The sequence below is a fragment of the Actinomadura spongiicola genome (assembly GCF_003432485.1).
GTDB classification, from domain to species: domain Bacteria; phylum Actinomycetota; class Actinomycetes; order Streptosporangiales; family Streptosporangiaceae; genus Spirillospora; species Spirillospora spongiicola.
Map to the genome: position 1 here is coordinate 358,934 of NZ_QVNQ01000007.1, position 12,719 is coordinate 371,652.

The window sequence follows — 12,719 nt, forward strand, 5'->3', positions numbered from 1 at the left end:
TCATCCGGCCTGCGCGTTCTGCGCCGCGCGCATGAGCGCGCCGGTCTGGGCGGGGTCGTAGTCCTCGGCGACGCCGTGCAGGAGGACGGCCGTGCCCGCCATGTTGTCGGTGCGCATCGGCAGGATCGCCTGGTAGCCGTCCGACGCGTACCAGGCGCGGGCCTTGTCGATGTCGGGGAACTCGATCAGGACGTAGGCGCCGTCGACCGGGCCCTCCATCACCTCGGGGAGGCTGCCGTGGACGAGGAAACGGCCGCCGAACGGGTCCAGGGTGGCCTGGATGCGCTCCATGTAGACGAAGACGTCGTCGTGGACCGTGGGCGGCGGGTTCAGGTGGGCCAGGGCGTAGGCGGTCATCGCGATCTCCTTCGGTCGATGTCGTGCCCCCACCCTGGCGCAGGAGGGGGAACGAAGGCGATTACCCGCCAGGTAATGCTCAGCCGTTGAGACGATCGAGCTGGGACACGTCCCGGGCGGCGCCGGTGGACGCCGAGGTGGCCATGGCGGCGTAGGCGCGCAGCGCGGCGCTGACGGGGCGGTGCCGGTCGCGGGGCCGGTAGCCGCCGAGGTCGGCGAGGAGCTTCTCGCGCCGGACGTCGAGCTCGTCGGACGGGACGTCGAGTTCGAGGATCCGGTTCGGGATGTCGATGACGACGCGGTCGCCGTCCTCGACGAGGGCGATGATGCCGCCGCCCGCGGCCTCGGGGGAGGCGTGCCCGATGGACAGCCCGGACGTGCCGCCGGAGAAGCGTCCATCGGTGATCAGCGCGCACGCCTTGCCGAGGCCGCGGCCCTTGAGGAAGCTCGTCGGGTACAGCATCTCCTGCATGCCGGGACCGCCCTTGGGGCCCTCGTAGCGGATCACGACGACGTCACCGGCCTTGACCTTGCCGCCGAGGATGCCCTCGACGGCGTCGTCCTGCGACTCGAAGACGACGGCGGGGCCGGTGAACGTCCACAGTTCCTCGTCCACCCCGGCGGTCTTGACGATGGCGCCGTCGGGGGCGATGTTGCCGCGCAGGACGGCGAGGCCGCCGTCGGCGGTGTAGGCGTGTTCGACGGAGCGGATGCAGCCGTTCTCGCGGTCGAGGTCGAGGGACTCCCAGCGGGCGCTCTGGCTGAACGCGGAGGTGCTGCGGACGCCGCCGGGCGCCGCGTGGAACAGCTCCACGGCCTCCGGCAGGACGTCGGGGGACCGGACGTCCCATTTGGCGACGAACTCGTCGACGGACGCGGCGTGGATGGAGTGCGCGGAGTCGTTGAGGAGCCCGGCGCGGTGCAGTTCGCCGAGGAGGGCGGGGATGCCGCCGGCGCGGTGGCAGTCCTCGATGTGGTACTTGCCGGTGGCGGGGGCGAGCTTGCAGACGCAGGGGACGCGCCTCGACACGGCGTCGATCTCGGACAGGCCGAAGTCGACGCCCGCCTCGGTGGCGGCGGCGAGCAGGTGCAGGATCGTGTTGGTGGAGCCGCCCATCGCCACGTCCAGGGTCATGGCGTTCTCGAACGCGTCGCGGGTGGCGATGCTCAGCGGCAGGACGGACGCGTCGTCCTCGTCGTAGTAGCGGCGGGCGACGTCCACGACGGTGCGGCCCGCGTCCTCGTACAGGCGGCGGCGGGCGGTGTGGGTGGCGAGGACGGTGCCGTTGCCGGGCAGCGCCAGCCCGAGCGCCTCGGTGAGGCAGTTCATCGAGTTGGCCGTGAACATGCCGGAGCAGGACCCGCAGGTGGGGCAGGCGCTCTCCTCCATTTCGAGGAGCTTGGCGTCGGAGAGCGACGCGTCGGCGGACGCGATGATCGGGTCGATCAGGTCGAGCTTGTTGCCGTTCAGCACGCCCTCGACGGGCTTGCCCGCCTCCATGGGGCCGCCGGACACGAACACGGTGGGAATGTTGAGCCGCAGCGCCGCCAGCAGCATCCCGGGCGTGATCTTGTCGCAGTTGGACACGCAGACCAGGGCGTCGGCGCAGTGCGCGTTGACCATGTACTCGATGGCGTCGGCGATCACCTCGCGGGACGGCAGCGAGTACAGCATGCCGTCGTGGCCCATGGCGATGCCGTCGTCCACGGCGATCGTGTTGAACTCGCGGGGCACTCCGCCCGCCTCCCGCACGGCCCCGGCGACGACCTTGCCGACCTCGTCGAGGTGGACGTGCCCGGGGACGAACTGGGTGAAGCTGTTGGCCACCGCGACGATCGGCTTGCCGAAGTCCTCGCGTTCGACGCCGCTGGCCCGCATGAGCGCGCGGGCGCCCGCCATGTTCCTGCCATGGGTGACGGTGCGTGACCTGAGCGGTGGCATGTGGGTGACCTCTCCAGATGGGGTGTGCCGTGACGGCGTGACGGGGCGGCATCGCCGACCCGCGCACGGTCCGGCGCGACGGCGGACGAGACGCTTCGCGAGTGGATGCAGCGGCGGATCGCGGCGCTGCCGTCGGCTCAGCGGAGGTCGCGCGTGTGCCGGCCGGTGTCCCTCGATGCTACCAACCGCACGGGACCATGGCGGAAAGCCGGGACGTGAGGTCCGGTGACGTCCCGGCTTCCGTGCGGCCGACCGGTTCGCCCTTCTACCGGTGTGCGGGGCGTACACCGGTCCGGGGCTCGTCGGTGAGCCGTGGGCGACCCGGGGAAGGAGGGCCGCCCAGGTGTTCAGGTGATCGGGTGCTCAGTCGGGGTACTTCGGCGGCAGCACCTCCTGGGCCGCCTGGAAGATGCGCTCGACGTCGCTCTCCGTCAGGATCTTCGGACGGCGGCGCAGGTAGGCGCGCGCCCGGTTGCCCGCGTAGACGTCGACGTCCCGCACCCGCATGACCTTCCACGGGATGGACGGCCCGTAGATCGCCACGGAGGGCTGTACGGGGACGTCGAAGCCGACCTGTTCGGCGAGGATGATGCTCGCCATCTGGGCCTCCCAGCGCGCCTCGTCCAGGCGGTCCTTCTTGTTGAAGGGGCCGTGGAAGAGCTTGAGGTGGGACATGGTGCGCACGGGGAGGCGCTTGTCCCACTTCTCGGAGTCGATGGCGTAGACGCCGCTCGGCCCGATCACCAGGTGATCGATCCGCCCGTCGCTGACGCCCTCGTCGTCACGCGGGACGGCCCGCGCGTGCAGGACGAGGTAGCCGTTGCGCTGGAGGGACCTCAGCTGCTTCTCGGTGCGCCGTTCCGCCGCCGAGGACTTCTGCCAGGCGGTGACGGTGGAGTCCTTTCGGGACCGGCGGACGATGTCCACGACGACCGCCAGGACCGCTGCGGCGAGCCCGATGCGCCAGCCGGCCAGGATCCAGAACACGACGCCGGCGGCGACCCCGGCGCCCGCGCGCCACAGCAGGCGGCGGGTCTTGGGATCGTCGAGCAGCGCCGCGGCGGTGCCCTCACCGGGTCGCTCCTTCACCGGGGACTGGTGATGGTGCTCACGCGCTTCCTCCGACTCCGTAGCGTTCGACTCGTCCTGGGGTTGGCCCCTGGCTCCTTGCGTGTTGCCCCGCTCCATGATCGCCATAGGTGACGCTCCGTATTCCTTTCCCATCGGGGGCATGATCCTCCGTGCGCAGAGTAATCATCCATGGGGTGGGCGACTAGTCATGCCGGGTTAATAGTTTTGTCGCCTTCCGTGGGTGATTCACTGCCGTTCTGGGTGGGTACGTAAGTATTCTTCTCCCCTTCTGCGGCTCCGAACCGCCTGCCCGCTTTGAGGGTCGCGCACACGGCGTCTAGCGTTCGGTTTCGTGACACGAACCCATGACCTCAGCGCCACGCGGATGGCGGCGGCCGTGCGCACCGGGGAAGTATCCCCGGTCGAGCTCACCGAGCACTACCTGACCCGGATCGAGCGGCTGGACGAGCAGGTCGGCGCCTACGTGACGGTCACCGCCGAGCGTGCTCTCGAAGAGGCGCGGCGGGCGGAGAAGGCCGTGCAGGACGCCGCGGACCCGGCGGAGCTGCCGCCCCTGCACGGGGTTCCGGTCGCCGTCAAGGACCTGAACATGGTGGACGGCGTCCGCACCACCTACGGCACGGCCGTCTACGCCGACCTGGTCGGGTTCGCGGACGACAGCGTGGTCGCCCAGTTGAGGAAGGCGGGGACGGTGCTGCTCGGCAAGACCGCGGCGCCCGAGTTCGGCCTCGCGTGCTACACCGAGGGTGACGTCTCGCCGCCCGCCCGGACGCCCTGGGACCTGACACGGTCGGCGGGCGGTTCCAGCGGCGGCGCGGCGGCGGCGGTCGCGTCCGGGCTGGCCCCGGTCGCGCAGGGCAGCGACGGCGGCGGCTCGATCCGGATTCCGAGCAGCGTGTGCGGGCTCTTCGGGATCAAGCCGACGCGCGGGCGGATCTCGCAGGGGCCGCTCCTCCCCGACCTGTTCGGGCTGTCCACCAACGGGCCCATCGCCCGCACGGTGGGCGACGCGGCGCTCCTGCTGGACCTGATGGCGGGCCGCATGCCCGGCGACGTGTACGCGGCGCCGCCCGTCGATGGAACGTTCGCCTCGTACGCCGAACGGCCGCCCGGCAGGCTACGGATCGCGCGGAACAGGGAGCCCGCCGTGCCCGACGCCGTCGTGCATCCCGACTGCGTCGCCGCCTACGACGCGGCGTCCGAACTGCTGGAGGAACTGGGCCACGAGGTCGTGGAGATGCCCCGGCTGTTCGGCCCCGACCTCCTCGACCATTTCGTCACGCTCTGGGGGGCGATGTCGACGTTCACGCCGATCGCCGAGGAGAGCGAGCCCCTGCTCCAGCCGCTGACCCGCTGGCTCCGGGCGCGCGGCGAGTCCACGACCGCGGCGCGGCTCCTCCGGGCGCACTCCGCGTTGCAGGGAGCCCTGCGGTCGGCGTTCCCGGTGATGGACGAGTTCGACGCGATCCTGCATCCGACGCTGGCCGAGCCGCCCGTCCCCGTCGGGTACTTCCACGACCAGGAGCCCGCCGAGAACTTCGAGCGGCAGAAGCGCTTCACCCCGTTCTGCGCGATGTACAACATCTCCGGGCAGCCCGCGGTGAACGTCCCGCTGCACTGGAACGAGGAGGGTCTGCCGATCGGGGTCATGCTCGCGGGGCGGCTCGGCGGCGAGGGCACGCTGATCTCGCTGTCCGCGCAGCTTGAGGCGGCCCGTCCCTGGATCGACCGCAAGCCGGACATCTGGACGGCGTGAGCCCGGCCCGAACGGGGGCATGGGCAGGGTCATGGGCAGGGGCACAAGCAGGGGCACTGGCAGGGTCACGAGCAGGGGGAACACCGATGAGGACCTGACCGCGCTCGCGGAGCTGCACGGGGTCGCGACCCGGTACGCCGACTGGCGTGGACGCGAGGTGCGGGTCTCCCGCGACACCGTGATCGCGGTTCTGGAGGCGCTCGCCGTGGACGCGTCGTCCTCCGCCGCGATCCGTGCCGAGCTGGAGCGGTACCGGGAGCGGCGGGACGGTCGGCCACCCGTCGTGATCGTCCGCCTGGCGGGAAAGGGCTCGCGCGGCGCCGCCGTGCTCGATCAGATCCTCGCCTCCCTCCGGAACCATCTGCGACCGGCGGGTGACCTTGAGGTGGACATCGAGGTCGGTGCCGAGGAGGTCCTTGAGCGGCCGTCCACGTCGTCGTTCCGGCCGCTGGCCGGGGCGGGGGAGCCGCCGCCGCTCGGCTGGCACCGGTTGCGCGTCCGCTGGGACGGCGCGGAGGCCTTCACGGCGCTGCTGGTGGCCCCGGAGTCGCTGCCCCTCCCGCCCCGGACCTGGGGTTTCGCGGCTCAGCTGTACTCGGTGCGCTCCCGCGGGTCGTGGGGGCTCGGCGATCTGCGCGATCTGGCGGACCTCGCGGACTGGAGCGGCCGTGCCCTGGGCGCGGGCTTCGTCCTGGTCAATCCGATGCACGCCACGGAGCCGGTTCCGCCGGTCGGGCCGTCCCCGTACGCGCCGATGAGCCGTCGTTTCCCCTCGCCGATCTACCTGCGGGTCGAGGACATGCCGGAGTACGCGGCGCTGCCCGCCGAGGAGAGGGAACGGTTCGCCGCCCTCGCCGCCGATCTGCGGGCGCGGTCCGGCGTCCTGGACAGGGACGCGGTGTGGACGGCCAAACTCGCGGCGTTCGACGCGATGTACCGGCTGTGCGGCGACCGCCGGGAACCGGGCCTCGACGCCTTCCGCGAACGTGAGGGCGAGGCGGTGGAGCTGTTCACCGCGTGGTGCGCCATCGCCGAGGAGCAGGGCACCGCCGACTGGCGGCGCTGGCCGTCCCGGCTGCGCGTCCCCGGCGGCCGCACCGTCGCGGAGGACGTGCACCACCGCGCCCGCGCCCGGTTCTACGCGTGGCTGCTGTGGCGGCTGGACGAGCAGCTCACCGCGGCGCAGCGGACGGCCAGGGACGCCGGTATGCCGGTCGGGATCGTCCACGATCTGGCGGTCGGGGTGCCGCACGGCAGCGCGGACGCCTGGATGTTCGGCGGCGAGCTCGCGCCCGGCATGAGCATCGGCGCGCCGCCCGACGAGTTCAACCAGCGCGGCCAGGACTGGGGGCTGCGACCGTGGCGTCCCCGTGATCCCGCCGTCGAGGACCACCGGCGGTTCCGGGAGACGGCGGCCGCCGCGCTCCGGTACGGCGGCGGCATCCGGCTCGACCACGCGATGCAGGTGTCGCGGCTCTGGTGGATCCCGGACGGCGGCTCCCCGGCCGACGGCACCTACGTCCGGCAGGACCGCGACGCCCTCCTGGCGTGCCTGACCTGGGAGGCGACACGTTTCGACGGCGTCCTCGTCGGCGAGGACCTCGGCACCGTCGAGCCGGACCTGCGGGACGCGCTGGCCGATCACGGCGTCCTCGGCACGTCCCTCCTCTGGTTCGAACTCGACCCGGACGGACGTCCCAAGCCCGCGGAACGGTGGCGCGAACGGTCGCTCGCCACGGTCGGCACCCACGACATGCCGCCGATCACCGGGTTCGTCCACGGCGACCACATCGCGCTCCGCGACCGCCTCGGCCTCCTCACCCGTCCCCGCGCCGACGAGGAGGACGAGCACCGGGCGCGCCTGGCCGACTGGCTGGACGTGCTGCGCGCCGAGGGCCTCCTCACCGTCCCACCGTCCGAGATCATGGCGGCGCTGGCGGACGGGTCCACCGCCTACGACGAGCAGATCGTGACGGCCCTGCACGACTTCCTGACACGCACCCCGGCCCGCCTCGTCGGCATCTCCCTCGCCGACGCGGTGGGCGAGCGCCGGACCCAGAACCAGCCCGGCACCGTCGACGAGTACCCGAACTGGCGGGTGCCGCTCGGGAACGCCGACGGCGATCCCGTCCTGCTGGAGGACCTGCGGGACGCCGACGCCCTGCGGCTCTTCAGCCGAGGGCCGAGATGACGCGCCGCGTCACGTCGAGGAGGAGGGTGTCGGGACGCAGGTCCACGGCCGCGACCGCCGAGAACAGCCCGGGCAGGCCCGGGAGCGGGTAGGGGTCGTCGTCGGCGCTCGCCAGGGCCGCCTTGCCGAGCGGCTGGTGCGCGAGCGACCTGCGGGCACGGGCCCACGCCGACTGCACCTCCTCCTGGGAAGGCACCCCGAAGCCGTGGCCGACCGGGGCGGCGTGCCGGAGTTTGACGAGGGCGCCGGCGGCGAAGTCGGCGGCGAGCCTGCACCGCTCGGTCAGGTCGGCGCGGACGAGATCGTCCAGGCGGGTCACGACCGTGCACGGGTTCCGGCAGCGCGACGCGCAGTCGCCGAGCGCCGCCGCGACCTCGCTGTGGTGGCGGTCCAGGTAGGCGCGCCACCCGCGCGGCGGCTCCGTGGCGACGCGCAGCGCCCGCTCGCAGGCGGAACGCTTCGGGCGCGTGTGGTCGCAGGTCCGTGGCGCTCCCGGCTCGACCGGGACCCCGAACCGGCTGCCCTCGCCCGCGACCGACGCGCCGATCAGGGCCGGGTCCCCGGCGTGTCCGAGGACCGGCTCCCAGGCCAGCATCGGCAGATACTCGCCCGCGATGTGGACGGCGGCGACGAGCGCGGCCATGTCACGCCGGTACCAGCGGACCGCGATGACCTCCAGCAGGAGGGAGTAGGCGGGCCGGAGGCTGGCGAGCGCGCCGCGCGGCTGTTCCCTCGGCGCCTGCGGCATGCGGCTGGCGAGGGCGCGGTCGAGCAGATCCCGCGGGACGTCACCGGCCGCCTCCGGCATCCCGAAGTCCTCGGCGTCCAGGTCGAGGACGCGCTGCCCGAACGCGCACAGGGCCGCGACGGCGCCGGAACGGTCGTCGGGGACGGCCGTTCCGGCGCCGTCGCCCCGGGTGACCAGCGCCTCCAGGTCCGCGAAGGCGTAGCGCCGTGCCAGTGCCCTGAGCACGTCCCTCGCCGTCTCCACTCCGACTCCTCCCCGTGACCATGCAACGATCGCACGGTCACGGGGCTCGTGCACAGGTCTCCACAGGGTCAGGAGAACGGACCCGACCGGGCTCAGAAGGACTCGGCCCGATACGGCGGGACTCAGCCGGACGCGGCGTCCTTGGCGCGGGCGCGCAGCGCGCGGGCGACGCCGTCCCGCCCCTCCGACAGCAGCCGCGCCAGCGCGGGCGGGGGCCGCTCGTCGGCCAGGTACGCCTCGGTGCGGTCGATCGTCGACTGCTCGATCACCAGGAAGGGGTAGGCGACCTCGGCGAACGTCTGGGACATGTCGCTGGTCCACTCCTTCCAGATCCGGCCGACCTCGGCGAAGTACCGGTCGACGTACGGCACCAGCAGTTCGGCGTGGTCGGGTTCGACGAAACCGCCGAGCGTGGCCCGGTACACGGCGTTCGGCAGGTCACCGGACACGATCCGCTCCCACGCCGCGGCCTTCGCCTCGGCGGACGGGATCGCGGCCTTGCAGGCGGCGGCGTGCCGTTCGCCCGCGGCGGTGCGGTCGCGCTCGTGCTCGGCGTCGATCTCCGCCTCGCCCGCCCGGCCGGTGACGACGAGGCGGCGCAGCAGCGACCACCGCAGGTCGGTGTCGACGGTGAGGCCGACGAGCGTCTGCGAGCCGTCCAGCAGGCCCTGGACGAAATCCAGGTGCTCGTCGGACACGGCGGCCGCGGTGAACGCCTGCGTGTAGGCGAGTTGGAGGTCCGAGCCGGGCTCGGCCTCGCGGGCCAGGTCGGCCAGGGTGTCGGCGAGCAGCGCCAGCCCCTCCTCGCGCCAGGCCGGGTCGGCGTACTGCTGGACGGCGGTGCGCGCCTGCCGCAGCAGCGTCTGCGTCACCGAGATGTCGGTGACGCCGCGGACGCCCTTGGCGACGAGCCGGACGTAGTCGCGGGTCGCCATCTCGGCGTCGCGGGTCATGTCCCACGCCGCCGACCAGCACAGGGCCCGGGGGAGGCTGTCGCGGACGTCGCCGATGTGCTCGATCAGCGTCCGCAGCGAGTGCTCCTCCAGCCGGATCTTGGCGTAGGTGAGGTCGTCGTCGTTGAGCAGCACGAGATCGGGACGCTTGCGGCCGGCGAGCTGCGGCACCTCGGTCCTGGCGCCGACCACGTCCAGCTCGACCCGTTCCCGCCGGACGATGCCCTCGGGCGTCCGGTCATATAGACCGATGGCGAGACGGTGCGACCTGAGCGTCGGGTAGTCGGCCTTGGCCTCCTGCAGGACGGCGAACGACGTGAAGTTCCCGTCGCCGTCCACCTCGTACTCGGGCCGCATGGTGTTGACACCGGCGGTCTCCAGCCACTCCCGCGACCACGCGGCCAGGTCACGTCCCGACGTCTCCTCCAGCGCGCCGAGCAGGTCCGTCAGGACCGTGTTCCCCCAGGCGTGCCGGTCGAAGTAGCCCCGCACCCCCTCCAGGAAGTTGTCGAGCCCGACATAGGCGACGAGCTGCTTCAGAACGGACGCACCCTTGGCGTACGTGATCCCGTCGAAGTTCACCTCCACCGCCCGGATGTCGGGAATGTCGGCGGCGATCGGGTGGGTGGACGGCAACTGGTCCTGCCGGTACGCCCACGCCTTCTCCAGGTTCGCGAAAGTCGTCCACGAACCCGTCCACTTCGTGGCCTCGGCCTGGCACAGCACGCTCATGTACGTGGCGAACGACTCGTTCAGCCACAGATCGTCCCACCAGCGCATGGTGACGAGGTCGCCGAACCACATGTGGGCCATCTCGTGCAGGATCGTCTCCGCGCGCCGCTCGTAGGCCGCGTCGGTGACCCGCGACCTGAAGACGTAGTCCTCCAGGAACGTGACGGCGCCCGCGTTCTCCATCGCCCCCGCGTTGAACTCGGGGACGAACAGCTGGTCGTACTTGGCGAACGGGTACGGACGGCCGAAGACCTTCTCGAAGTAGGCGAACCCCTGGCGCGTCACGTCCACGATCGCGGGCGCGTCCAAATGCTCGGCCAGCGACGCGCGGCAATACACACCGAGGGGGATGACGGTGCCGTCGTCGCGGCGGTACTCGTCCCGGACGACGTGGTACGGCCCCGCGATGAGCGCGGTGATGTACGTGGAGATCTGCGGGGTCGGTAGGAAATGCCACGTCCCGCCCCCGGCCGACTCGGCGGCCTCGTTCGTGACGACCTCCCAGTTCTCCGGCGCCTTGACGGTCAGCTCGAAGGTCGCCTTGAGGTCGGGCTGGTCGAAGCAGGCGTACATCCGGTGCGCGTCGGCCGTCTCGAACTGCGTGTACAGGTACACGCCGTCGTCGACCGGGTCCACGAACCGATGCAGGCCCTCACCCGAACGCGAGTAGGCGCAGTCGGCCTCGATCCGGAGTTCGTTCCGCGCGGCCAGACCGGGCAGCGGCATCCGTCCCGCCTCCGCGTCGTAGGACGCCGCGTCCAGTGCCTTCCCGTTCAGCGTCACGGCGCGCACGTCGGCGCCGTGCAGGTCGATGAACGTGGACGCGCCGGGCTCGGCGCACCCGAAACGCACCACTGTGGTGGAACCGAAGCGCGTTTCCTCACCCGTCGTCAGATCAAGCTCGACCATGTACGACTCGACGGTGAGGAGCCGGGCCCGTTCCCGCGCTTCGTCGCGCGTGAGGTTGCCTGCCACATGAACTCCTTGGTCGGTTAATCGTCTGCCGCCCCCATGTCTACCAACCGGACGCCCGTACGGCCCGTCCGCCACGACCTTCGGCACCTTCCCGCCCGTGGGGAATCAAGCCGGGCGGCCCCCGGTTGTCGCGTGGGATACCCCCATGACGTGTCGAGGAGGCAACGTTGGCCGACAACGCTCTCACACCGGTGGACTTCTGGTTCGACCCTTTGTGCCCTTGGGCGTGGATCACCTCCCGCTGGATTCTGGAGGTGGAGAAACAACGCCCGATCGAGGTGTGCTGGCACGTCATGAGCCTCAGTGTGCTGAACGAGGACAAGGACATCCCGGAGGACTACCGGCAGGGCCTGAAGGACGCCTGGGGTCCGGTACGGGTGTGCGTCGCCGCCGAGCAGAAGTACGGTTCCGGTGTTCTCGGCCGGCTTTACACCGAGATGGGCACGCGCCGCCACCATGAGCGACAGAAGTTCGACCGCGCCTTCTTCGAGGCGTCGTTGACCGCGGCCGGTCTCGACCCGGCGCTCGCGGACGCCGCCGAGACCACCGACTTCGACGAGGCGGTCCGCGCGTCACACAAGGACGGCATCGACCGGGTCGGTCAGGAGGTCGGCACCCCGGTGATCGAGGTCGAGGGCAGCGCCTTCTTCGGCCCGGTCGTGACGCCCATCCCGCGCGGCGAGGCCGCCGTGAAGCTGTGGGACGGCGTGGTCGCCGTCGCGAGCACGCCCGGATTCTTCGAGCTCAAGCGCACCCGCACGGAGGAGCCGAGCTTCGACTGAAGGTTCGGCCGAGACGGACGCGCCGTCCGATCGGCGACTTCACCGATGATCACCCCCGCGCACGGCGAGGCGGGCAAGTGAGTCCTTGCCCCTAAGCTAGTTCTCTATTGCTATTGCGAAAATATTGCAATTGCAGTACCTGTGCCGACAGACTGGATCCTGCCAGCTACACACGGGTTCCCGCTGGCTGCAGAGAGGTAGGGGTGATCCGGTCGTGCACGTACCGGACGGTTTCATCAATGCGCCGGTGTCCGTGGCGGCGGGGGTGGTCGCGGTGGCCGGGGTCGGGGTCGCGTTGCGCGGCGCCCGGCGCGAACTGGACGACCGGACCGCGCCGCTCGCGGGACTCACGGCCGCGTTCGTGTTCGCCGCGCAGATGCTGAACTTCCCGGTGGCGTCCGGGACGAGCGGGCATCTGCTCGGGGGCACGTTGGCGGCGATCCTCGTCGGGCCCTACACAGGAGTCCTGTGCGTCTCGGTCGTCCTGCTCGTCCAGGCCCTCCTGTTCGCCGACGGCGGCCTCTCCGCCCTCGGCGTCAACATCACCGTCATGGCACTGGTGACGGTGGTGGTCGGGTACGGCCTGTTCCAGCTGGTGCTGCGCCTGCTGCCGAAGAACCGGTCGTCGGTCGGCGCGGCGGCGTTCGTCGCGGCCGTCGTCTCGGTGCCCGCCTCGGCCCTCGCGTTCACGGGGTTGTACGCCGTCGGCGGGACGACGGACGTGTCGATCGGGAAGGTCGCCGCCGCGATGGTCGGCGTGCACGTGCTGATCGGCATCGGGGAGGCGCTGATCACCGCCGTGACGGTGTCCAGCGTGCTCGCCGTCCGGCCCGACCTGGTGCACGGGGCGCGCGGGCTGATCAAGCCGCCGCGGCTGCGCACCGTCGAGGCGTCCGAGCCGAAGGCGGGCCCCGGCGGGCCCGCGGAGCCGTCCAGGGCCTGAGGAGG

Annotated in this window: 9 protein-coding genes; 4 read left to right on the plus strand and 5 right to left on the minus strand. The window is 71.7% G+C overall.

Annotated elements, in window-relative coordinates; all coding sequences use genetic code 11:
• The 3 genes from D0T12_RS23640 to D0T12_RS23650 form a co-directional block, all read right to left on the minus strand.
• Positions 1–357 carry a DUF1330 domain-containing protein gene (locus D0T12_RS23640; RefSeq protein ID WP_117401855.1) on the minus strand — a complete coding sequence of 119 codons (357 nt, stop codon included), beginning with the start codon at positions 355–357 and terminating at the stop codon, positions 1–3.
• Between the two features lie 79 nt (positions 358–436).
• The gene (gene ilvD, locus D0T12_RS23645) at positions 437–2,299 is read right to left on the minus strand and encodes a dihydroxy-acid dehydratase (RefSeq protein WP_117401856.1); all 1,863 of its coding nucleotides are present in this window, start codon (positions 2,297–2,299) and stop codon (positions 437–439) included.
• A 363-nt stretch (positions 2,300–2,662) separates the two neighbouring features.
• Positions 2,663–3,496 (minus strand): nuclease-related domain-containing protein, encoded by an 834-nt coding sequence (locus tag D0T12_RS23650; RefSeq protein ID WP_233526251.1) that lies wholly within the window; start codon positions 3,494–3,496, stop codon positions 2,663–2,665.
• Positions 3,497–3,722: 226 nt separating this feature from the next.
• Between D0T12_RS23650 and D0T12_RS23655 the strand changes: the two genes are divergently transcribed.
• Both D0T12_RS23655 and malQ read left to right on the plus strand, forming a co-directional pair.
• Positions 3,723–5,147: an amidase gene (locus tag D0T12_RS23655; protein ID WP_199487644.1), complete on the plus strand. Its 1,425-nt coding sequence runs from the start codon at positions 3,723–3,725 to the stop codon at positions 5,145–5,147.
• Positions 5,148–5,178: 31 nt separating this feature from the next.
• Complete coding sequence (malQ, locus tag D0T12_RS23660; protein WP_117401990.1) at positions 5,179–7,338, plus strand: 4-alpha-glucanotransferase; 2,160 nt, start codon at positions 5,179–5,181, stop codon at positions 7,336–7,338.
• On the opposite strand, the gene D0T12_RS23665 is transcribed toward malQ, so the two are convergent.
• Together D0T12_RS23665 and pepN are read right to left on the minus strand one after the other, a co-directional pair.
• The gene (locus tag D0T12_RS23665; protein ID WP_117401858.1) at positions 7,319–8,329 is read right to left on the minus strand and encodes a hypothetical protein; all 1,011 of its coding nucleotides are present in this window, start codon (positions 8,327–8,329) and stop codon (positions 7,319–7,321) included. The genes malQ and D0T12_RS23665 overlap by 20 nt on opposite strands.
• Before the next feature lie 122 nt (positions 8,330–8,451).
• Entirely contained in the window at positions 8,452–10,989 is a 2,538-nt protein-coding gene (pepN, locus tag D0T12_RS23670; protein ID WP_117401859.1) for an aminopeptidase N, read from the minus strand.
• Between the two features lie 167 nt (positions 10,990–11,156).
• Between pepN and D0T12_RS23675 the strand changes: the two genes are divergently transcribed.
• Together D0T12_RS23675 and D0T12_RS23680 are read left to right on the plus strand one after the other, a co-directional pair.
• Positions 11,157–11,771 carry a mycothiol-dependent nitroreductase Rv2466c family protein gene (locus D0T12_RS23675; protein WP_117401860.1) on the plus strand — a complete coding sequence of 205 codons (615 nt, stop codon included), beginning with the start codon at positions 11,157–11,159 and terminating at the stop codon, positions 11,769–11,771.
• A gap of 214 nt (positions 11,772–11,985) precedes the next feature.
• A complete protein-coding gene (locus tag D0T12_RS23680) occupies positions 11,986–12,714 on the plus strand; it encodes an energy-coupling factor ABC transporter permease (RefSeq protein ID WP_199487646.1) in 729 nt (242 codons plus the stop codon).
• The last annotated feature ends 5 nt before the right edge of the window (positions 12,715–12,719 follow it).

Bases quoted from the DNA above. Each gene is read 5' to 3' on its own strand.
- D0T12_RS23650 (WP_233526251.1), bottom strand. From the start codon at position 3,496: ATGGCGATCATGGAGCGGGGCAACACGCAAGGAGCCAGGGGCCAACCC.
- malQ (WP_117401990.1), top strand. From the start codon at position 5,179: ATGGGCAGGGGCACAAGCAGGGGCACTGGCAGGGTCACGAGCAGGGGG.
- D0T12_RS23640 (WP_117401855.1), bottom strand. From the start codon at position 357: ATGACCGCCTACGCCCTGGCCCACCTGAACCCGCCGCCCACGGTCCAC.
- ilvD (WP_117401856.1), bottom strand. From the start codon at position 2,299: ATGCCACCGCTCAGGTCACGCACCGTCACCCATGGCAGGAACATGGCG.